This is a genomic window from Nocardia sp. NPDC058499 (genome assembly GCF_042719915.1).
Classification (GTDB): Bacteria; Actinomycetota; Actinomycetes; order Mycobacteriales; family Mycobacteriaceae; genus Nocardia.
The window spans coordinates 94,683-114,371 of the sequence record NZ_JBHXMZ010000004.1; the positions used below are offsets into that span (position 1 = coordinate 94,683).

Sequence of the window (19,689 nt, forward strand, 5' to 3'; positions counted from 1 at the left end):
GAAAGTGCCAGAACCATTGCATCAGCGACGATTTACCTGGGACTATAGGACGCATTCCACGCACTCCATGGCAAAGGTGACCATCATGCACGTCCGATTCCTCGGCGGCCCAAGCGGCGGGCAAGGCTCTCCCCGTCTTTACGAGACCGACCGCGCCACGTTCGCTGTCCAGGGCTGGAAAACCGACCACGACGACCGCATCGAGATCCCCCATCGCCTGCTCTTCCACACCGAGCCCGGGACATGCATTGCCGGACTGCAGGACACCGGACACGGGACATTCCTGCTGACCGGTACCCCGATCACTGATTCGGAAGCATTGGCGATCATGAAGATTCCTGGCCACGAAACCGCTGTCGAGGTCCCCATCGGGCAGGAGGTGACGCCGGATGCGCCAAGTCCTCGGCGGTGATCCGTTCGACCGGCTACTCGACGAGGCGAAAACGTCTGCGTTCCACCTCGAAACCAGTGACGACTACCTGGCGGAGACGGAGTCGGAGTCGCTTCGCCTGTGGCGGGAAGACGAGTCCAGCGATCCCGGCGGGGAGTGGTTCGACTCATGGACCGATCAGGTCCAGCGGATGACCGAGCGCGGGGTCACGATGCGACGTGTGCGGATCGTCAGTGAGCCACACACCGTCTACACCCGGTACCTGCTGGCGCTGGCCCGGCACAACGAGGCAGCCGGAGAACAAGTTTGGTACCTCGCCCGGCAGGACGCGCACTCGGCAGACGCCGCAAGTGACGATTTCTGGCTGCTCGACAACCATCTCGTGTCGTTCAGCCTGCTCGACGACCGCGGATCCTGGATCGGCGGGGCAGTGACCGAGGACCCGGTGCTGGTCAGCAACGCGATGGCCATCCGGGACCGGGTGCTGGCCGCGGCGGTCCCGGCTGACATCTATCGGGGCCGGCATTCCCCGTGACCGATGTTCTGCGGCTCAGGCAAGCTCTGGGCGCGCGTCTCCGCGAACTTCGTAGGGACGCGCGCCTGGACGGCCGCCAGTTCAGTCTCGCGGCCGGCTGGCACTGGTCGAAGACGTCACGTATCGAAACGGGTAAGCGCACACCGTCGGAGGCCGATATCGGTGTCTGGTGTGAGGTATGCGATGCGCGGCTGGCGAAGCCGGACCTGGTGGCGGCACTGCGCAATCTGGAAGCTCAGTGGACGGAATGGAAGCGGGTCACGGCATCCGGTCACGCCCGCCGGCAGAAACGGGCTGTCGAGATCGAGGGGCAGGCGCGGCTGCAGCGGGTCTATGCGCCGGTGGTGTTGCCGGGGCTGTTGCAGACCGAGGACTATGCCCGCGCCGTCCTTGCCCAGTGCATCAGGTTCCTCGACACCCCCGATGATCTCGAGGTGGCGGTTGCGGCGAGGATGCAACGGCAGCTGGTCCTGCACCAGATCCGGCACCGGTTCGTGCTCCTGGCCGACGAGGCCGCCCTGTACAAAACGGTCGGCGACGATGCTGTGATGGCCGGCCAGCTCCGGCACCTGCTCGACACCGCGTTCGACAATCCTCGGCTCATCTTCGGTGTGGTGCCGCTGACTGCTGAGTTCACCTACATCACGACGTCGTTCGACCTCCTGGACAACCGGGTCGCGATGATCGAGACCATCAGCGCCGAGTTGACGGTGGTGACGGCGTCGGAACTGGCCTTGTACGAGAAGGCGTGGAAGGCACTGAGCAAGCAAGCGGCCTATGGCGACCGGGCTCGGGAGCTGATCGCGGGCGCCCTGGATGCACGAACGAACCCCTACCCGAACTTGGGTAGGGGTTGAGGGTCAGGCGGGCAACAGATCGCCGGCGAGCTCAACCTCGGTTCGAAAATGATCCTGCCGGAGTGCTGCCTCTGCACGTTCTTCCCAGTCGGCCAGGTCGCCGTTGTGGTGGATTGCTTCAGCGAGGGCATCTTCGGCACAGGTGATCGCGTGCCCCCGGGAGGTCGCGGGAATGTACATTGCCACGTGGACCCGGCCGTCTTGTTCGGAAACCTTCACCTGGGGTTTGCGTACATTGCCGAGCCTTTCCAGGGACCGCTCCAGCGCCTCTCCGGCCTGTTTCAGCCCCTCCAAGGGGTAGGCCTTGAAGGTCATCACGATGAAGTAGAGGCGGGTCCTGACCGGTGATTTCTCCGGCGGAGCAAGTTCTTGCGTCACCCGCAGTCCGATCCTGGCCTCGGGTGCTGTTGGCTCCGCTTCATCCCGGGGCGCCGCTGCCAGTGCCACGTCGAATCCAAGCGCGCCCATCATGCGCGCGAGACTGCGCAGTGTGAGGTTCCTCTGGCCGCGTAGGCGTTGGGTGATCTCTGACGGTTGCACGCCGAGTCGTTTCGCCAAGCCTGCTTTGTTCACGCCGGCGGATTCCATGGCTTCGTACACCATCTCGGTAGCCGCAAGGACGAGGTCCTCCTCGGCTACCAGTGCGTCCACCTCGGGACTACGGCGGATCCATGTGGTCATCGTTGCGCCTCCTTCCAGACTTCCCGCGCATGCTGCGCTTCCTTGCAGACTCGCCGGTCAGGGGGTTTCTTAGCCCCATGGGTGGCAACCCAGTCGGGCTCGTTCTTTACGACATACATCCGGTGCCCTGTGCGAACCTTGATCTCGTGCACCGGTGGTTCTCCCGGGCATTGCAGAATTCGCATCTCCTCCGGACTACGGAGGAAGCCGATAGCGGTGAGCCGTTTGAATCGCGAGATGAACTGCGCCCGCGCTCGGTTGTCGAGACTGGCCAGCCAGTCCACGACCGGACACTCATCGTTTGTGTTCACTGCTCCGTACACGTTCAGTGCTGAGCCCTCATAGACAACCTCCAAGCGAAGTGAAGTCATAACTTAACTCCACTCGTTGTGAGTGTAGGACGAACCGGCCTTGATCGGGCTGGTTCGTGTCGAATCTGTAATAGCTATTATCAACAAATCGATCCCCTCTGTCCCTTTGCTGCGTGAAGGTCTGCTGCGAAATGCAGCCGTTGAGCGTGCGTGTCGGCTCAACGGCTGCTATCTGCGGCGGGTCTTAACTTGTTACCTGAGTCTCATTCCGGGCGTGTCACTGGCCGAAGACCTCGACACGGAAGCCGTCGACCTCGCCCGCCCACATCCGGGACCCGGTGGCCAGACGGCCCCGCTCCGGTAAGCCGAGCTTGCCGGCCCACTTATTCGCGTTCCCAGCGGGCCCGGCGACGACCTGGGCACGTTCAATACTCAGGTCGACTTGCGACCCACAGGCGCGCATAGCGGCCTCGACGGCAGCCTTCATCCGGTCGGCCGCGACGCGATCGTCTTCTGCGTCGATATACGCGCTGAGCACGACGAGGTGGTCTCGGTGGCCGACGAGGAGATCCGCGTCGGCCACTCGCCCATTCGAACTCAGTTGGCCCAGGACTCGCTCGGCAGCGCGCTCTGTGACTTCCCCGCGCGCTTCCGGTGCCGATGTGGACAATTCGACGTACCATCGGCGCAAGGGTTTCCGCAACCAGGCGAAACCCTCTGAACTGGGGTGATTCACCAGATTCGGGATCTGGTCGAGATTTGGCGCATAGCGTACAGTTTTGGCTACAGTTCGGAAATCCAAAGAAAACCCCCACTTGCTTTTCGCTGGTGGGGGTGATTTTCGTTTGAGCCGGTGACGGGAATCGAACCCGCGCTGTCTGCTTGGGAAGCAGAAGTTCTGCCATTGAACTACACCGGCATTACGTCTCTCGACGCGTTGGCGAGCTTAGCAGAGGGCCGACCCGGGGCTGAAATCTTTCGCCGATTCCGGCCCCGGGCTACGCGGCCTTGCTCAGGCCTCGGACCACACCCCGAGCTGGTTGCCGCTGGGGTCGGTGAAGTGGAAGCGGCGGCCGCCGGGGAAATCGAAGGGGCCTTCGGTGACCGTGCCGCCGGCAGCGCCGACGGCACGCAGGCTGGTGTCGAGGTCGTTCGAATACAGCAGGACCAGGGGTCCGCCGGTGCGGACTTCGGCGCCGGCGGCCAGGCCGCCCGCTTCGCCTTCGCTGCCGTCGAAGCGGCGGATACCGGTGTACTGGGGGCCGTAGTCGTTGAATTCCCAGCCGAATGCCGACTGGTAGAAGCTGCGGGCGGCGTCCATATCGGTGACGGTGAGTTCGATGTAGTCGATGCCGTGGTGGGTGTGCGCACTGGTCTCTGGCATGGGTGGAGTATGCCCGCGGGGTGTGACAGGAAACAGTGCTGCCGGACCGGGATCTACCTGCCCGGATCACGGTCGCTACGCTCGTGGCGTGCTGCTTTCCGATCGTGATATCCGGGCGGAGTTCGCCGCCGGGCGGCTCGGGCTCGAACCGTTCGAGGACAACCTGATCCAGCCGTCCAGTATCGACGTGCGGCTGGACCGGATGTTCCGGGTGTTCAACAACACCCGCTACACCCATATCGACCCGGCGCAGCGCCAGGATGAGCTGACGAGCCTGGTGGAGCCGACGGCGGGTGAACCGTTCGTGCTGCATCCGGGGGAGTTCGTGCTCGGGTCCACGCTGGAGGTGTGCAGCCTGCCCGACGATCTGGCGGGCCGGTTGGAGGGTAAGTCGAGCCTGGGCCGGTTGGGGTTGCTCACCCATTCGACGGCCGGGTTCATCGACCCCGGGTTCAGCGGGCACATCACCCTGGAGTTGTCGAATGTCGCGAATCTGCCCATCACGCTGTGGCCGGGGATGAAGATCGGGCAGTTATGCCTGTTCCGGCTGACCAGCCCGGCGGAGAACCCGTACGGCAGCTCGGGCACCGGCTCGAAGTATCAGGGGCAGCGCGGGCCGACGCCGTCCCGGGCGTATCTGAACTTCCCGCTGCCGGACTGAAGCGGCCGGCGTTCGATCGCCGGAACAGACGCGCGGATCGCAACCACTGGTGATGCGTTCAGTGGCCGTGGTTCTCGGGTGGGCCGAGGACGATATCGGCGGTCTGCGTCATGACCTCGCCGCGGTCCATACCGTCGGGCGGATCGGCGGCCAGGAAGTGGATACCGATTCGCGCGCTGAAGGCGAGCAGGCTGCGGGCTTCGACCTCGACCGGGTCGGTGAAGTAGGCGCCGATCATCTCGCGCAGCAACCGCATGCGCTGGTTGTCCACCCGGCGCAGCCGGGCGGCGACGGATTCGTCGCGGCGGGCCCAATCCCGGATGGCGAGGTCGATCGGCAGCAGTTCCGGGGAGAGGGTGAGTGCACCGGCTCGCTGGATTTTGGTCCGCGGGTCGCCGCCCTCGCGGGCGACGCTGTCGAGCACTTCGTCGACACTGCGCCGTTCCCAAGTGTCCAACATGGCCTCGAGCAGGGCGTTGCGGTCGGTGAAGTAGCCGTAGAAGCCGCCCTTGGTGACTCCTAGTTTCTTGGCGAGCGCTTCGACGCGGACTGCGTCGGGCCCACCGTGAGCGAGGGTGCGCAGGCCCTCGTCTATCCAGTCGGCACTAGGTGTGCGTGCCGTTCCCATTCCTGTGTCTCCCTTCACCGCCGGGCATCTATACGCCACCGTATAACTGCGGTAGCTTTGATATACGCCACCGTATAACAGGCAGAGGGAGATGCGGCAATGACTGACCCTGTACCGGATCATGTGGTCGAAGGCCACGCCGATCCGATCGCATTTCAGCAGTACGACATCACCGCTACGGCCCGAGCGCGCAGCGCGATAACCGAATACGACTACAGCGATCAGTTCACGCTGCTCACCGACGCGGCGGCGACCGGGACTCCGGAAGCATGGGCACGTGCGGCGCTCGACACCGTCGCCGGGAGCAAGGGCCAGCTGATCTGGCGCGGTCTGCTCGGGCTCCGGCTGGCCAGGCGGTCCGCACCGGCGCATGTCGCCGGATGGCCGGTCGTCGAATCCGGCGACAGCTGGATGGCCCTCGCGGCCCGGTCGTGGATGCTCACCGGCAGTCTCGTGATCGAGGTCGAGGAGAACAGTGTTTCCCTGGCCACCTTCGTCCGGTACGAACGGCCGGTCGGCGAGCGTATCTGGGCATTCGCCTCCCGGGGACATCGCCGGTTCGCTCCCGAACTGCTACACGATGCGCGGCGAGTCCTGCGTCGACTTCCGTGATACCGAGCCGGCCGGGGCAGAGGCCGGCCCGGTATCCCGGTGGCTGTACTGGACAGCCGGTCCCACGGTCACCCGTCGGCGCCGCGGGCGGGCTACGACCGGCATGCCTTGTGAGCGGCCGGACGTAGCCCCATCCCCGGTCATTCCCGGTTGCCGCCCGCCAGGAGTGCGGCATTGATCACCGAGGACAGTGGTGGGAGCAGGCCGTCGCGTTCGGGTGGTACCACCCAGTTACAGCCTTCCCGGTTCCAGCGGCCCATCCCCGTGGGCAGCATGACCGCGCTGCCCACGCCGGGAATGTCGATATCGATGCGGTGCAGCATCTCCACCACTTCGGGATCGGGCCGGCGATCCGGATAGGCCACGAAGCTCCAGCGAATCTGGCGGGCCAGCACGGGGACCCGGATATCCCGTGAATCCAGCAGTTCGCGGACGGCGCGGGCGCGTTCGGTGGGTAGGTGGATGACACAGGCCCGGCTGGTGATCGGCAGCATCACGAAGCCGCCGCGTTCGGTGGCCGGTAAACCGAATTCGTGACGGTAGTAGGCGGCCCAGTCGTCGACCGTTCTGAGCTTTTCCACATTCACGGTGAATCCCCTTGCCTCCCTGGCGTGCCGGGCCTTCCTGGCGTGCCGAGCCACGGCCGGTGGCGGTTTCGCTTCTGCCCTTCCAGGATCCCGCCTGGACCGGCGCGCCGGAACCGCCTCCGCGCTTGCGTTCCACTGCCCTTGCGCTGCCATTCGCTGCGGTAGCGAAATTCCTTGTGGTTGCAGTCACATTCGGCTCGTACTCTGGGGAGGAAATCGTTCGGAAAGGGTGACAACGTGGTCGGCCAATGGTCTGGAAAGGAGGCCCGGGCGCTTCGCGAGGCCAAACGGATGAGCATCCGGGAGTTCGCGGCACATCTGGGTGTGCACGAACGACTGGTGTCCAAATGGGAGGCCGGGGGCGACCGGGTGCATCCGCGTCCCGTCAACCAGGCTGCCCTCGATACCTGCCTGGCCAGGTCCGATGATGTCGAGCGGGGCAGGTTCGCCGCATTGACGGCCGCCGGCACCGTCTCCGGCCCCGGCGGGCCTACCGCGGTGCGCGGAAGTTATTCCAATGACGCCGAACTCCTGGCCCTCATCGACAGCGGTGCGGTGCGCGGGGACGGGTCGGCGGCGATTTCGGAGAGGGATCTCATCATGGCGGCAGCACACGAGGCGAGCGATCACGCGGGCCGGGCCGAGGCGACGAATATCGGCCCCAGCACCTTGGAGCAGCTCGACGCGGATGTCACCCGGATCGCCAACGACTATGTGCACACCCCGCCGATGCCGATGATGGTGGAGATGCTGCGGGTCCGCCGCCGGGTGTACCGGCTGCTGGAGGGTCATCAGCGCCCGTCCGACACCAGTCACCTATATCTGCTGGCGGGCTCCCTGTCGGGGTTGCTCGCCAACGCCAGTACCGACCTGGGTTACCTGGATGCGGCCGGGGAGCAGATCCGGGCAGCCTGGGCGTACGGGGAGATCTCCGGTCACAACGGGCTGCGAGCGTGGGCGCGGGGGATGCATGCGCTGATCGAGTACTGGTCCGAACGGCCACATCGGGCGCTTGCGCTGGCGCAGAGCGGACAGCAGTACGCGGATTCGGCCACCGCCGCGGTGCGGCTGCACAATATCGAGGCGCGGATCTGGTCGAAGATCGGTAGCGCCGCCGATACCGAACGCTGTATCCGGGCCGCCGCCGCGGCGAGCGAGGGCCCGGCCACCGACAGCCTGCACGACGAAGTGGGCGGAGTGTTCGGCTTCTCCGAGGCCAAGGCCAGCTACTACGCGGGCGCCACCTATATCCATCTCGGGCTCGCCGAACCGGCGCTGGCCGCCACGGAGCGCACGATCGAGCTGTACCGCAGCGGTCCGGCGCGGCAGCGTTCCTACGGCGCCGAAGCGCTGGCCCGGGTCGATTCGGCGGCCGCGCACCTGATCAACGGCAGCCTCGACGGCGCGGCGGAGGCACTGTCACCGGTGCTCGAACTGGCCGAGGACAAGCGCATCGCACAACTCGAGGAACGGCTCACCGGCGTCCGCCGGCGGATCTGCGCTCCCACCTACCGTGGTGTGGCGCAGGCCCGGTCCCTGGACGAGCAGATCGAGGAATTCTGTGGTTCGACGCCCACCCGCAGCCTGCCCCCGGGCGCCGGGTGAGCGCGCCGCGCGCCCGCTTCCTGCGGTAACCGTACGGGCACGGGCCGGGGCCGGGCCGGATAACCCCTTGCCCCTGGTGGCACCATGGATCGGGTGAGTACTGGCCATTCGCATCCCGCCCCCCGGATTCTGGAGCAGTCGAAGAAGCTGCAGAACGTCGTCTACGAGATCCGTGGACCGGTACACGCACATGCGGCACGGCTGGAGGCCGAGGGGCATCGGATCCTGAAGCTCAATATCGGCAATCCGGCGCCGTTCGGGTTCGAGGCGCCCGATGTGATCATGCGGGATATGATCGCCGCCCTGCCGAACGCGCAGGGGTATTCGGAGTCCAAGGGGATACTGTCCGCGCGGCGGGCGATCGTCACCCGGTACGAGCTGGTGCCGGGCTTCCCGGAGCTGGATGTCGACAGTGTGTACCTGGGCAACGGCGTCTCCGAGCTGATCACCATCACGATGCAGGCGCTGCTGGACAACGGGGACGAGGTACTGATCCCGGCCCCGGACTATCCGCTGTGGACGGCCATGACCAGCCTGGCCGGCGGTACACCGGTGCACTATCTCTGCGATGAGAGCAACGGCTGGCAGCCCGATATCGCCGATATCGAAGCCAAGATCACCGACCGGACCAAGGCCCTGCTGGTGATCAACCCGAACAACCCGACCGGGGCGGTGTACTCGGCGGAGGTCCTGCAACACCTGGTGGACCTGGCCCGTAAGCATCGGCTACTTCTGCTCGCCGACGAGATCTACGACAAGATCCTCTACGACGACGCCAAACATATTTCGCTGGCGACACTGGCACCGGACCTGCTGTGCCTGACCTTCAACGGCCTGTCCAAGGCCTACCGGGTGGCGGGTTACCGGTCGGGATGGCTGGCGATCACGGGCCCGAAGGACCATGCGGCCGGTTTTCTCGAGGGAATCGATCTGCTCGCCTCGTCGCGGTTGTGCCCGAATGTGCCGGCGCAGCATGCGATCCAGGTCGCGCTGGGCGGTTATCAAAGCATCGAGGATCTGATCCTGCCGGGCGGGCGCCTGCTCGAGCAGCGGGATATGGCCTGGGAACGATTGAATGCCATTCCCGGCGTGTCGTGCGTCAAACCCAAAGGCGCACTGTATGCATTCCCTAGGCTGGATCCCGAGGTTCACGAGATCCACGACGACGAGAAGCTGGTTCAGGACCTGTTGCTCCAGGAGAAGATCCTGATGGTGCAGGGCACCGGTTTCAACTGGCCCGACCACGATCACCTGCGCATCGTGACCCTGCCCTGGGCCCGCGATCTGGCGGTTGCCATCGAGCGTTTCGGCAACTTCCTGGCGAGCTACCGCCAGTAGCGGGAACGGCCGAATTTGGAGGAAAACAGACCTCTCGTCCGGATTATGGCCAATTTTCTGAACCTACTGGCACAAAAGTGGATCGTATGTGTACAGTGGGCCTCGGCACTTCGAGTGCCCGGCCAGGTTGTCTACCCCCCCTGGGCAACCTGGTCCTCGGGTTAGGCCGCCTACCCCCCTGGGCGCCTGCCCCCGGGCGGCGGAGACATCCCCCTGCTCTCCGCCGCCCCTTCCCGAGTTCCCCGGCAGCTGCCGAATCCCCAGCGTAGGGCCACATCCGTAGCCCGTGGCGACACTCGGTGCATCCTCTAGGCTGAGCCGCGTGAGCGACCACCATCACCATCACGATCACTCCCGGCCGATCGCCATCGGAGCTACCGCCGCCCGCGTGGTGGTCGGATTGCTGATCGCGATCGGCGCCGTCGTGGTCGTCGCCACCATCGCGCTGTGGCCCGACCGGCAACAGGTCGATATTCCGCTGCCCATGCAGAACGCCGACGGTTCGGCGGTGGTCACCGAGGCCGGAACCGTGATCCGGCAGGACCTCGGCGCGTGCGGTAGTCCCTCCATCGGCCGGGTTTTCGACGGTGAACCGGCACCACCGCCCATGCAGGTCTACGACTGCCAGCGCAGCCTGATCGCGATCGAGTCCGGGCCGCACGCCGGTAAGCACACGCTGCTGGAAATCGCGCCGGGACCGGGCCAACCCGATCTGGCAGCCGGCGACGAGCTTCGTATCGTGCGGCAGGAAGCGCCGGACGGGACACCGCTTTATTCGTTCGACGACTACGCCCGCGGTTTCCCGCTCAGCATCATCTTCCTCGCGTTCGTGGTGGTGATCGTCGCGATCGCCCGGTGGCGCGGTGTCCGGGCAATCCTCGGCCTGGGTTTCGCTTTCGCCGTCCTGGTGATGTTCTTGCTACCGGCCCTGCTGGACGGCAAACCCGCGATACCGGTTGCCCTGGTGGCCGGTTCGCTGATCTTGTACGCGGTGCTGTATCTGGCGCACGGGGTGAATCTGCGCACCAGTTCGGCGCTGTTGGGGACGTTGACCTCGATGGTCATCGCCGCGGTGCTGTCCTGGATCGTCATCGAAGCGACCACGCTCACCGGTCTGTCCGAAGAACAGAACACGAACGTAGCCACCTATATCGAGCATGTGAGCATCACCGGGTTGCTGCTGGCCGGATTCATCATCGGCTCGCTCGGTGTGCTCAACGATGTCACCATCACCCAGGCCTCGGCCGCGTTCGAACTCGCCGAACTCGACAAGAGCGCTACGCGGGCAGAGATATTCGCGGCGGCGATGCGAGTCGGGCGCGACCATATCGCCAGCACTGTGTACACCCTGGTGCTCGCCTACGCGGGTGGTGCGCTGCCGCTGCTGCTGTTGTTCAGCGTGGCCGGCCGGCCCATCGGGGATGTGCTGGTGGGCGATGCCGTCGCGATCGAGATCGCGAGGTCCGCGGTCGGCGGTATCTGCCTGGCGCTCTCGGTGCCGCTGACCACGGGCATCGCGGTGCTGCTCGCCCGCCCGTTCGGTACCCCGAAACCACCCGCACCTGCACGTAAAGTCAAGGCGGGCAGGCATACCGATACCGGCAGCCACCGTGCGGTACCGCGGCCGGAAGGCAGTCCCGAGACCGGGCCACGGCGCCGGGCCGAACGCGACTATCAACCGTGGCCGACCACGGGTGACCAGCCCCGGGTCCGGCGCCCGGGCCCGGGCGACCCTCGTACGGGCCCACGCCCCGCCACCGATCCCCGGCAACCCGGCGCACCGAGGTCGCCGCGCACCGGCCCGCAGGCTCCGGGCCGGCAACAACAGGGACCCCCGCAGCCGGGGCCGCAACAGCCGTGGAATCCGCAGCAGCGGCTCGGCGGTGGGCCTCCGGGCCGGCGGCCGGACCCCGGCTACGGCCGGGGCTGACGCGAGGTCAGCGTTCCGCGGGGGCGTGCCGCGGAAAGGGAAGAGCCTCCGGCGGGATGGTCGGTACGACGATCGGCGGCAGACCCGGAACCTGGAAGGTATTCGGGCCGGCGGTGGTCGTCGGGGCCTCCGTCTCCGGCTGGTAGACCGGCGGCGGCTCGGCCAGCGGTGCGTGCTCGGCCCGCGACGTGGTAGCGCTCGGCGGCGCAGTGGTCGCCGACGGTGTGTTCGCCGAGGTGGTCTGCGACTGTGACGTGCCTTGTACGTTGGCCGAATCCTGGCTGAACATATGCTGCCCGTACCCGAGGCCGATACCGATCGAGGCCACCACCACCAGCGCACTCACCGCCACCATCGCCGCGCTGATCTCCCGGGTGGGACGTTGCGGCGGTTCACCGAACGAACGGCGCGGCAACAGTTTCGCCGGAAGTCGCAGCGCAACCGTCGGGGGGTCCTCGTCCGGAGAGAGTCGCGGTACCGGGGTGCCGACCGGGCGGGGTAGCGCGGCGGCCGGCGCGGGCTGGTCGCTGGTCGGTTCCTCGGCGGCCCGGGGGCTCGGGGATCCGGCGCTCGGAGGCGTGCTCGGGGCACCGGTCGGTGGGCCGAAGATGCTCTCCTGCGGTATCGGCAGGTCGGGGCGGGAGCGATCCGAACCGGGCGCTTGATCCGCGGGGGAGGGGTGGGAACCCGAGTGAGTTGTCGCGGCAGTTGCTGGGACGGAGCTCGAAGTGAGAGGCGTTGTGCGGCCGGTGAGCTCGCGATACGCGGTGGCCGAGCCGAACTGTGGCGCAGCCGGGCCGGGCAGTGCGGTGCTGGACTCGGGCGGTGCGGTGGTGGAGCCGGGCACCGCCGCGGAGCCGGCTGGTGGCGCGGCGGGGCCGGGTAGTGCCGTGGCGGGGCCGGGCGGTGCACCGGTAGGACCAGGCAGCGCTGCGGTGGAACCGGACTGTGTCGTTGTGGCGCCGGACGCCGCTGTGCCGGCGCCGGAAGTCGCGGGCCCGAAGAGCATGGTGGTGGGCTCGGGAAATCCGGTGTGCGCGCCGAAGAGCGTTGTGGAGGTCCCGGGTCCTGCGCTGGTCGGGGTGGGGAGTGCCGACGGGGTTTCCGGTTGCGTCGTAATGACGGGAGCCTGGGGGGCGGCTCCCGGATGCGTGGGTGATGCGCCGACGCGGGTTGCTGCGGCAGCGGGGTGTGCCGAGGTTGTGTCGCCGGTTCGTGCCGTACTGCCCAGGTGTTCGTCCACGCTGGGGATCGGGGTGGTGGTGCCGGCGGCCGTGTGCCCCGGGGCGGACTGTAGCGGGTAGGCGCCACTGACTTCCGAGTGCCCGGGAGCGGCGCCGGACCGCGCGGTGCCGTCGGCGGCGGGGGTGCGGGATTCGGCGCCCTGGCCGGTTTCGCTCGAGCCCGCCGGCTCGGCGGCCTGCGACGTCCGTGTTCTGCCGGCCAGTAGCGCCGCGCCGCGGGCGGTTGCAGTCTCCGGCTCCGGGGGCACCAGGACCGGCATGTCCATCGCATCGCGGAGTGCCCGGCTGACCAGCGGAATACGCATACCGCCGCCGACCGCCAGCACCGCCTGCACCGGCCGGCCCGATCGTTCGACGACCTCGCGGGTGGCGCGGGCGGCGGTTTCCACGGCGCGGGAGATCAGCGCGGTGAAGTTCTCCTGAGTGAGCAGTACCGGCCCGTAACCGCTGGGCAGGGCGACGGCGCTACCTGCCGAGAGTCGTTCCTTGGCCGACCGGCACAGTGCGTCGAGCTCGGCGAGTCCGGCCGGGCCCGGCGGATGGGCGATCCGGCCGGAATTGATCTGCTGTTCCCGGATCAGCGAATCGAAGTATTCGCCGCTGATATCGCCGGTGCGTTCGGTATGCCGGACCTGCCGGGTGGAAACATCCACCACCGTCACGGAGAGTCCGGAGGCGCCCAGATCGAAAACGGCGAGCGAGGATACGTCCTTCAGGGCGCCGGAGGCGGCGGCGAATTCCACGACGGCGTCGATATCGGGGACGATGTCGTAGTCGCTGAGGGCATGCTCGGTCATCGCCGTATGCAGGGCCCGGGCCTGCTGCTCGTCGCGGCAGGCCAGAACGGTGGAAGTGATGGCGGGGTTCGAGTTCAGGGCCGCCGCGACCGAAAGCGCGGCGCGTTCGGCGCTGGGGGTTTCCGGTGGCACCACGAAGGTGCGCAGTTCGAAGGATTCGGGTATGCCGGAATCAGGTACTGAGCCGGGCTCGCCCGCAGGTGGGCGCGCCAGGCGGATCGCGCCGGCCCCCACCGACACTCCCAGTACTGAACTCATCGACAGCCCATCCGTACTTCCCGCTTCACGATATGCGAGCGCCGGCCTGTCGGCGATGACGGCTCGTCCCCCGAACCAGGCGGCTCGTCCGACAGTACCGCCCGGTCCCGTTGTTTCGCCGAGGCCGGAACCGTACGTCCGGCTCGCTCACCAGACTCTACGGTGTGCCCAGCCCTGCGTACACCCATCCGGCAGACCGCCAAGCGGCCTTATCGAGACAATTGCGACCGTCGATGATCGAACGGGTGCGGACCACCGATTCGAGATCTTGCGGCCGCAATCCGGCGAACTCCTGCCATTCGGTGAGGACGAGGATCACATCGGCGCGTTCACACGCCTCCCGTATCGAGGTCGCGTAGCTGAGCGTGGGAAATACGCGGCGGGAGTTTTCCAGCGCTTTCGGGTCGTAGACGGTGACCACGGCGCCGTGGAGCTGAATCATTCCGGCCACATTGAGCGCCGGGGAATCGCGCACATCGTCGGATTCGGGTTTGAACGCCGCGCCCAGGACAGCGACGTTGGCGCCCAGCAGGGAGCCGCCGCAGGCGCGTGCCGCCATATCCACGATCTTGGTGCGGCGGCGCATATTGATGTTGTCGACTTCGCGGAGGAAGGCGAGGGCGTGGTCGGCACCCAGTTCACCGGCGCGCGCCATGAACGCCCGGATGTCCTTGGGCAGGCAGCCGCCGCCGAAACCGGCCCCGGCATTGAGGAACCGGCGGCCGATCCGTTCGTCGTAGCCGAGCGCGTCCGCCAGCACGGTGACATCCGCCCCGGTGGCCTCGCAGACCTCGGAGACCGCGTTGATGAACGAGATCTTCGTGGCGAGGAACGCATTCGCCGATACCTTGACCAGTTCGGCGGTGGCGAGGTCGGTGAGCAGGAACGGGACCTCGGCGGCGAGCAGATCGGCGTAGAGCTCGTCGATCAGTTCGCGTACCCACGGCGCCCGCTCGCGGGTCCCGTCGACCCCGAGTACCAGCCGGTCCGGGCGCAGAGTGTCGCGGACCGCGTAACCCTCCCGCAGGAACTCGGGGTTCCAGGCGACCTCGATATCCACCGCACTCAGCGCCCGCGCGCGTTCGCCCAGCGCGGCGGCGGTACCCACCGGCACGGTGGATTTGCCGACGATCACGCAGGGCCGGGTGACCAGTGGCGCCAGCGTATCCACCACGGCATGCACGTATTTGAGGTCGGCGGCGTATTCCCCCTTCTTCTGCGGTGTGCCTACGCCGAGGAAGTGCACGTCGGCATGGTCGGCGGCCTCGGTGTAGGAGGTGGTGAACCGGAGCCGGCCGGCGTCCAGGTTGCGGCGCAGTACCGCTTCCAGGCCCGGTTCGTAGAAGGGCGTGACCCCGTCGGAGAGTTTCGCGACCTTGCCGGGGTCGATATCGACCCCGAGTACGTCATGACCGAGTTCGGCCATACACGCTGCGTGCGTGGCCCCCAGGTACCCGGTGCCGAAGACTGTGCATCGCATAGAAGATTGGTAATCCGCGCCGGTGGCCACACCAGAAAACTGGGGCGAGAGGCCGGGCAACAGCAGGTGTACACCCGACGACGGGATCGGTCGACCTGCGAAAACCCTCCCGGTACGGGATGTGCCGGCGCGTTCTGTCCGGCCCGGTGCGTACGCGGCCCGTGCCACGCGGTGGCCCGTAGGATCGCGGCGATGCGCCGCCGAACGACCTTCCTCGCCGCCGGGACGGTCGCCGTCGTGGTGTTCGTGGCCGCACTGTGGCCGGTCTACGTTCGTCCACAACGTGAGCAACCCGCGCCGGCCGATGCGATCCTCGTGCTCGGTGGCGCGCACGACGGCCGGGAAGCGCTGGGGTTGCGGCTGGCGCGGGAGGGTTACGCGCCGCGGGTGCTGATTTCCAATCCGTACGAGGACAGCCCGCTGATCAACCGGATCTGTCATGGCGGTTACAGCTTCGAGGTGGTGTGTTTCGATCCATCGCCGCGGACTACCCGGGGTGAGGGCCGGTACCTGGCGGATCAGGCGCGTGCACACGACTGGGACCGGGTCATCGTGGTGACCTTCACCCCGCATATCTCGCGGGCCCGGTATGTACTCGGCAAATGCTGGGACGGGGAGTTGCTGTTCGTGGACACGCGCCCGGATCTCTCGGTACCGCGGTGGGCCTACGACTACCTGTATCAATCGGCGAGCTATGTGAAGGCGGTTTTCGAGGACTGCGGACGGTGAACCGGAACATTCCCCGACCTGTGAGGGCACGCGCCTTCAGTTTGACGCGATGAGAGAGAACTGGCTAGATTCTCTCTAGCACCGGTAGTCGCCGGACCTGCTGTGACGACGCATGAAGCCTTCGGGAGCGTGTATGGATTACGACTGGTCGGAGGCCGACAAGGCCTTCCGAGACGAGGTACGGGCGTTCCTGGCGGAGAAGCTGACGCCCGAGATCAGCACCGCGGGCCGGTTGATGACAAGTGTCTACTCCGACCACGAAGCGAGCCTGGAATGGCAGCGCATCCTGCACGAGCGGGGCTGGGCGGCGCCGCAGTGGCCGGTCGAGTACGGCGGTTGCGACTGGTCGCTCACCCAGCACTACATCTTCAGCCGCGAACTCACCCTGGCCGGCGCGCCCGCGCTCTCGCCGATGGGTATCCGCATGGTGGCCCCGGCGCTGATCGCGTTCGGCACCGAGGAACAGAAGAACTACTTCCTGCCGCGCATCCTCACCGGCGAGGTCTTCTTCTGCCAGGGGTATTCGGAGCCCGAAGCAGGCTCCGATCTGGCCGCGCTCAGTATGGCCGCGGTCGATGACGGCGACGATTTCGTCTGCTCCGGCAGCAAGATCTGGACCACCCACGCCACCGAAGCGAACTGGATCTTCGGCCTGGTCCGTACCTCCCGTGAGGGTAAGAAGCAGCAGGGCATCACCTTCATCCTGATGGATATGACCGCCCCCGGAATCGAGATCAGGCCGCTGGTCATGAGCTCCGGCGAGCAGGTACAGAACCAGATCTTCTTCGACAACGTGCGGGTCCCCAAGAGCAATGTGCTCGGGCGGATCGACGACGGGTGGACCGTCGCCAAATACCTGCTGGTCCACGAACGCGGCGGCGGCGCGATGGCACCCGCGCTGCAGGCCATGGCCGAGAACATCGCCACCGCCGCGGCCACCCAACCCGGCCGCGACGGCAAACCACTGAGCGCCGACCCGCATTTCGCCGCGCAGCTCGCCGACGCGCGCATCCGCACCGAGGTGCTCGAAGTGCTGGAATTCCGGACCCTGGCAGCCATGGCCTCCGGTAAGGACCTCGGCAGCTCCTCCTCGATGCTGAAAATCCTGTCCACCGAACTCAGCCAGCAGCTCACCGAGCTCGCGCTCACCGCGGCCGGACCGCGCGGCCGGGCCTACCAGCCGCACGCCACCGCGCCCGGCGGCCCGATCGCGGAATACACCCCACCCGCCGACGGCTACCTCAGCGGCGAGGACTGGCAGGCCGTCGCGCCGCTGCGCTACTTCAACGACCGCGCGGGTTCCATCTACGCGGGCAGTAACGAAATCCAGCGAAATATTCTCGCCAAGGCAGCATTGGGGCTCTGATGGACTTCACCTTCACCGATGAACAGCAGATGCTGCGCGACGCGGTCGCCGGGTTTCTCGCCGCCCGCTACGACCTCGAGAAGAGCCGCAGCGCGGTCAAAACCGGGGCCGGATGGCAACCCGAGATCTGGCGCGGCCTGGCGGAACTGGATGTTCTCGGCCTCACCATGCCCGAGGAAACCGGCGGATCCGGCGGCGGCCCGGTCGAATCCATGATCATCGCCGAGGAATTGGGTCGCGCGCTGGTCGTGGAACCCTATGTGGACACCGTGGTGGTCGGCGGTGGACTGCTGCGCCGCTCCGGCGGTGAAACCGCACAGGCGGTGCTGCGGCAGATCACCGAGGGAAGTGCGCGGATCGCCTTCGCCGCGCTCGAACCGGGGTCGGGCGAAGTGCGCCACGATGTCTCGGCCACCGCCCGTCGCGACGGTGACAGCTGGGTACTCGACGGCAGCAAGATCGTGGTCACCGGGGCGCCCATCGCCACCCATCTGATCATCTCCGCCCGCACCGCCGGTGAACGCCGCGACCAGGACGGAATCTCGCTGTTCCTGGTGGAATTCGATGCGTCCGCAGCGCCGGCGGGCGTCGAGGTGCACCGCTACCGCACCATCGACGACCGGGTCGCCGCCGACCTCACCTTCACCGATTTCCGGCTCCCCGCCGGCGCACTTCTCGGCGCGGAAGGTCAGGCCTGGCCGATCATCGATGCCACCATCGATGACGCCATTGCTGCGGTGGCCTCCGAAGCGGTCGGGTTGATGCGCAAGGTGCTCGACGACACCGTCGAATACACCAAACAGCGCCAGCAGTTCGGCGTTCCGATCAGCAGCTTCCAGGTACTGCAACACCGCTTGGTCGATATGCTGATCGAGCTCGAGCAAAGCGTCGCCGCCGCCTACCTGGCCGCCTACGCCCTCGAAGCCGAACCCGCCGAACGCGCCCGCGCCATTTCCGCGGCCAAAGTGACGATCGGCCGCGCGACCCGTTTCATCGGCCAGAATTCGGTGCAATTGCACGGCGCGATGGGGATGACCGAAGAACTGGCCATCGGCCACTATTTCAAGCGGCTCACCGCCATCGAATACGAATTCGGTAACAGCTCCGATCATCTCGCCCGCTACATAGCGTTGACGAACTGATCGGCCCGCACCCCACTCACCCTGTGCCCGAGTGGGGTGCGGAAACCCGTGCCGGGCCGTGCGGTGGCTCGACAGAGGGGGATCACCGCCCGGTCCGGTACGTCAGTACTCCAACTCGGTCCACGGAATGGTGATCGGGAACGGGAAATCGATACGTATCCCGCTCTCATCGGAGGGGTCCATTCGCCCGCGAGAATGTAATTTGCCGACCGCAACGGACGCACCCCGGGTGGAAGTCGCCCGGGTTCGGTTTCCAGTGCGTAGGGGGCTATTGCCGGGACGCGCGCAGGACAGCCGTCTCGATTGGAGCGGCGGAGCCTGGCTCGATAGCCCGTGGAGCACCGGCCGGGCTGAGAGCCGGCTGGGCGAGGAAACGGGGTTCGGTCCCGCGGTGCGGTTGGCCCGCGTGGACGAGGAACGGGTGGCACAGATACACATCGCCCGCCCGGCCCGTGGCGTAGGCGAGGGGGCGGTGCGCGGTGGCCGGTTCGGCGCGGCGGGCCAGCTCGCGGGCGTCGAGACCGGCTTCGCCCTCCGGCTCGAGAATTCGGGCGACATCCAAGTGGGACCCGGTACGGATCCGAGTCGGGGCGTCGGCGTCGCCGGTGTCGGAGAACAGGAACAGCATCAGCAGGGCGCGGTTCTTCGAATGGATATTCACCCGCCAGCTGAGATAGTCGCTGGGGCTGGATTCCGGTCCCGGAAAACTCGCGTCCACATGCCAGCCGTCGAGCACGGCGGGACCGTTGCCGGGGAACCGGATCACGAAACCGCCCAGGCTGGTCCGGGGCACCCAGCGTTTCGGGCCGACCAGCCTGTCGTAGGCCGCGTGCAGGCGCGGGGTATTGGCGGCGGCCACGAACGGGGTGGAGGCGTAATCGGGGCGAGTTGCCACCGGAGCGGGCCAGGTATCGGGCTCATCCGGCGAGACGTTCAGATCCTGCCAGATGATCGCGCGGCACTCCTCGGCCAGTGAACGCGGAAACGCGCCCGGGAGGCGCACGAAACCGTTGGCGATGAACGAGGCCACCTGTTCGTCGTCGAGCATGGACCTATTCGACCCACTACCTCGGCGCCTGCGCAAGTGATTTTCCGGCAGAGGTCCGGTCGGACCGGGACCCGGCGCAAATCCATTTGTTGCCGCAGATCGCTA

At 66.9% G+C, this 19,689-nt stretch carries 19 protein-coding genes, 1 tRNA gene and 1 pseudogene; 11 read left to right on the top strand and 10 right to left on the bottom strand.

Going from position 1 to position 19,689, the window contains the following annotated elements:
* Window positions 1-67 precede the first annotated feature (67 nt).
* The 3 genes from ACFWPH_RS14030 to ACFWPH_RS14040 are packed head-to-tail and all read left to right on the top strand — an operon-like array spanning window position 68 to window position 1,783.
* Window positions 68-412: a hypothetical protein gene (locus ACFWPH_RS14030; RefSeq protein ID WP_378750901.1), complete on the top strand. Its 345-nt coding sequence runs from the start codon at window positions 68-70 to the stop codon at window positions 410-412.
* Window positions 390-926, top strand: coding sequence for a DUF6879 family protein (locus tag ACFWPH_RS14035; protein WP_378750903.1), 537 nt, complete (start codon window positions 390-392; stop codon window positions 924-926). Before ACFWPH_RS14030 ends, ACFWPH_RS14035 begins: the two co-directional genes overlap by 23 nt.
* The gene (locus ACFWPH_RS14040; protein WP_378750905.1) at window positions 923-1,783 is read left to right on the top strand and encodes a helix-turn-helix domain-containing protein; all 861 of its coding nucleotides are present in this window, start codon (window positions 923-925) and stop codon (window positions 1,781-1,783) included. Before ACFWPH_RS14035 ends, ACFWPH_RS14040 begins: the two co-directional genes overlap by 4 nt.
* Window positions 1,784-1,786: 3 nt before the next feature.
* Here the strand turns inward: ACFWPH_RS14040 and ACFWPH_RS14045 are convergent, their stop codons facing one another.
* The 5 genes from ACFWPH_RS14045 to ACFWPH_RS14065 form a co-directional block, all read right to left on the bottom strand.
* The gene (locus ACFWPH_RS14045; RefSeq protein WP_378750907.1) at window positions 1,787-2,464 is read right to left on the bottom strand and encodes a helix-turn-helix domain-containing protein; all 678 of its coding nucleotides are present in this window, start codon (window positions 2,462-2,464) and stop codon (window positions 1,787-1,789) included.
* Entirely contained in the window at window positions 2,461-2,775 is a 315-nt protein-coding gene (locus tag ACFWPH_RS14050) for a hypothetical protein (RefSeq protein ID WP_378750909.1), read from the bottom strand. Before ACFWPH_RS14050 ends, ACFWPH_RS14045 begins: the two co-directional genes overlap by 4 nt.
* A gap of 277 nt (window positions 2,776-3,052) precedes the next feature.
* On the bottom strand, window positions 3,053-3,358 hold the full coding sequence (locus ACFWPH_RS14055; protein WP_378750911.1) for a hypothetical protein: 306 nt from the start codon (window positions 3,356-3,358) through the stop codon (window positions 3,053-3,055).
* A gap of 265 nt (window positions 3,359-3,623) precedes the next feature.
* Window positions 3,624-3,694 (bottom strand) — tRNA-Gly (locus tag ACFWPH_RS14060).
* 93 nt (window positions 3,695-3,787) lie between these two features.
* Complete coding sequence (locus tag ACFWPH_RS14065) at window positions 3,788-4,159, bottom strand: VOC family protein (protein ID WP_378750913.1); 372 nt, start codon at window positions 4,157-4,159, stop codon at window positions 3,788-3,790.
* 88 nt (window positions 4,160-4,247) lie between these two features.
* Here ACFWPH_RS14065 and dcd point away from each other — a divergent pair, with 88 nt between their 5' ends.
* On the top strand, window positions 4,248-4,820 hold the full coding sequence (gene dcd, locus ACFWPH_RS14070) for a dCTP deaminase (protein ID WP_378750915.1): 573 nt from the start codon (window positions 4,248-4,250) through the stop codon (window positions 4,818-4,820).
* Window positions 4,821-4,878: 58 nt separating this feature from the next.
* Here dcd and ACFWPH_RS14075 read toward each other — a convergent pair whose 3' ends face one another.
* Window positions 4,879-5,448, bottom strand: a complete 570-nt coding sequence (locus ACFWPH_RS14075) for a TetR/AcrR family transcriptional regulator (RefSeq protein WP_378750917.1) — start codon at window positions 5,446-5,448, stop codon at window positions 4,879-4,881.
* Window positions 5,449-5,547: 99 nt separating this feature from the next.
* Here ACFWPH_RS14075 and ACFWPH_RS14080 point away from each other — a divergent pair, with 99 nt between their 5' ends.
* A complete protein-coding gene (locus tag ACFWPH_RS14080; RefSeq protein WP_378750919.1) occupies window positions 5,548-6,060 on the top strand; it encodes a hypothetical protein in 513 nt (170 codons plus the stop codon).
* Between the two features lie 140 nt (window positions 6,061-6,200).
* Here the strand turns inward: ACFWPH_RS14080 and ACFWPH_RS14085 are convergent, their stop codons facing one another.
* Complete coding sequence (locus ACFWPH_RS14085; protein WP_378750921.1) at window positions 6,201-6,641, bottom strand: hypothetical protein; 441 nt, start codon at window positions 6,639-6,641, stop codon at window positions 6,201-6,203.
* A gap of 297 nt (window positions 6,642-6,938) precedes the next feature.
* Between ACFWPH_RS14085 and ACFWPH_RS14090 the strand changes: the two genes are divergently transcribed.
* The 3 genes and pseudogenes from ACFWPH_RS14090 to ACFWPH_RS14100 all read left to right on the top strand — a co-directional run.
* Entirely contained in the window at window positions 6,939-8,252 is a 1,314-nt protein-coding gene (locus tag ACFWPH_RS14090; RefSeq protein WP_378750923.1) for a helix-turn-helix domain-containing protein, read from the top strand.
* Between the two features lie 84 nt (window positions 8,253-8,336).
* Entirely contained in the window at window positions 8,337-9,590 is a 1,254-nt protein-coding gene (locus ACFWPH_RS14095) for a pyridoxal phosphate-dependent aminotransferase (RefSeq protein WP_378750925.1), read from the top strand.
* A 322-nt stretch (window positions 9,591-9,912) separates the two neighbouring features.
* A pseudogene (locus tag ACFWPH_RS14100) lies at window positions 9,913-11,181 on the top strand (YibE/F family protein); the annotation flags it as partial.
* A gap of 346 nt (window positions 11,182-11,527) precedes the next feature.
* On the opposite strand, the gene ACFWPH_RS14105 reads toward ACFWPH_RS14100, so the two are convergent.
* Both ACFWPH_RS14105 and ACFWPH_RS14110 read right to left on the bottom strand, forming a co-directional pair.
* Window positions 11,528-13,819, bottom strand: coding sequence for an FGGY-family carbohydrate kinase (locus ACFWPH_RS14105; protein ID WP_378750927.1), 2,292 nt, complete (start codon window positions 13,817-13,819; stop codon window positions 11,528-11,530).
* A gap of 157 nt (window positions 13,820-13,976) precedes the next feature.
* A complete protein-coding gene (locus ACFWPH_RS14110) occupies window positions 13,977-15,299 on the bottom strand; it encodes a UDP-glucose dehydrogenase family protein (protein ID WP_378750929.1) in 1,323 nt (440 codons plus the stop codon).
* A gap of 192 nt (window positions 15,300-15,491) precedes the next feature.
* On the opposite strand from ACFWPH_RS14110, the gene ACFWPH_RS14115 reads away from it, so the two are divergent.
* The 3 genes from ACFWPH_RS14115 to ACFWPH_RS14125 all read left to right on the top strand — a co-directional run bounded on the left by ACFWPH_RS14115 (window position 15,492) and on the right by ACFWPH_RS14125 (window position 18,536).
* Window positions 15,492-16,028 carry a YdcF family protein gene (locus ACFWPH_RS14115; RefSeq protein ID WP_378750931.1) on the top strand — a complete coding sequence of 179 codons (537 nt, stop codon included), beginning with the start codon at window positions 15,492-15,494 and terminating at the stop codon, window positions 16,026-16,028.
* Window positions 16,029-16,161: 133 nt separating this feature from the next.
* On the top strand, window positions 16,162-17,394 hold the full coding sequence (locus tag ACFWPH_RS14120) for an acyl-CoA dehydrogenase family protein (RefSeq protein WP_378750933.1): 1,233 nt from the start codon (window positions 16,162-16,164) through the stop codon (window positions 17,392-17,394).
* A complete protein-coding gene (locus tag ACFWPH_RS14125) occupies window positions 17,394-18,536 on the top strand; it encodes an acyl-CoA dehydrogenase family protein (RefSeq protein WP_378750935.1) in 1,143 nt (380 codons plus the stop codon). The genes ACFWPH_RS14120 and ACFWPH_RS14125 overlap by 1 nt, the downstream gene beginning before the upstream one ends.
* A 268-nt stretch (window positions 18,537-18,804) precedes the next feature.
* Here ACFWPH_RS14125 and ACFWPH_RS14130 read toward each other — a convergent pair whose 3' ends face one another.
* Window positions 18,805-19,584 carry a phytanoyl-CoA dioxygenase family protein gene (locus ACFWPH_RS14130; protein ID WP_378750937.1) on the bottom strand — a complete coding sequence of 260 codons (780 nt, stop codon included), beginning with the start codon at window positions 19,582-19,584 and terminating at the stop codon, window positions 18,805-18,807.
* Window positions 19,585-19,689: the final 105 nt, after the last annotated feature.

What these genes read in the sequence shown, in the direction of transcription:
- ACFWPH_RS14030 (WP_378750901.1), top strand. Translation starts at nt 68, where the DNA reads ATGGCAAAGGTGACCATCATGCACGTCCGATTCCTCGGCGGCCCAAGC.
- ACFWPH_RS14035 (WP_378750903.1), top strand. Translation starts at nt 390, where the DNA reads ATGCGCCAAGTCCTCGGCGGTGATCCGTTCGACCGGCTACTCGACGAG.
- ACFWPH_RS14045 (WP_378750907.1), bottom strand. Translation starts at nt 2,464, where the DNA reads ATGACCACATGGATCCGCCGTAGTCCCGAGGTGGACGCACTGGTAGCC.
- ACFWPH_RS14065 (WP_378750913.1), bottom strand. Translation starts at nt 4,159, where the DNA reads ATGCCAGAGACCAGTGCGCACACCCACCACGGCATCGACTACATCGAA.
- ACFWPH_RS14075 (WP_378750917.1), bottom strand. Translation starts at nt 5,448, where the DNA reads ATGGGAACGGCACGCACACCTAGTGCCGACTGGATAGACGAGGGCCTG.
- ACFWPH_RS14080 (WP_378750919.1), top strand. Translation starts at nt 5,548, where the DNA reads ATGACTGACCCTGTACCGGATCATGTGGTCGAAGGCCACGCCGATCCG.
- ACFWPH_RS14090 (WP_378750923.1), top strand. Translation starts at nt 6,939, where the DNA reads ATGAGCATCCGGGAGTTCGCGGCACATCTGGGTGTGCACGAACGACTG.
- ACFWPH_RS14095 (WP_378750925.1), top strand. Translation starts at nt 8,337, where the DNA reads ATGGATCGGGTGAGTACTGGCCATTCGCATCCCGCCCCCCGGATTCTG.
- ACFWPH_RS14105 (WP_378750927.1), bottom strand. Translation starts at nt 13,819, where the DNA reads ATGAGTTCAGTACTGGGAGTGTCGGTGGGGGCCGGCGCGATCCGCCTG.
- ACFWPH_RS14110 (WP_378750929.1), bottom strand. Translation starts at nt 15,299, where the DNA reads ATGCGATGCACAGTCTTCGGCACCGGGTACCTGGGGGCCACGCACGCA.
- ACFWPH_RS14115 (WP_378750931.1), top strand. Translation starts at nt 15,492, where the DNA reads ATGCGCCGCCGAACGACCTTCCTCGCCGCCGGGACGGTCGCCGTCGTG.
- ACFWPH_RS14120 (WP_378750933.1), top strand. Translation starts at nt 16,162, where the DNA reads ATGGATTACGACTGGTCGGAGGCCGACAAGGCCTTCCGAGACGAGGTA.
- ACFWPH_RS14125 (WP_378750935.1), top strand. Translation starts at nt 17,394, where the DNA reads ATGGACTTCACCTTCACCGATGAACAGCAGATGCTGCGCGACGCGGTC.
- ACFWPH_RS14130 (WP_378750937.1), bottom strand. Translation starts at nt 19,584, where the DNA reads ATGCTCGACGACGAACAGGTGGCCTCGTTCATCGCCAACGGTTTCGTG.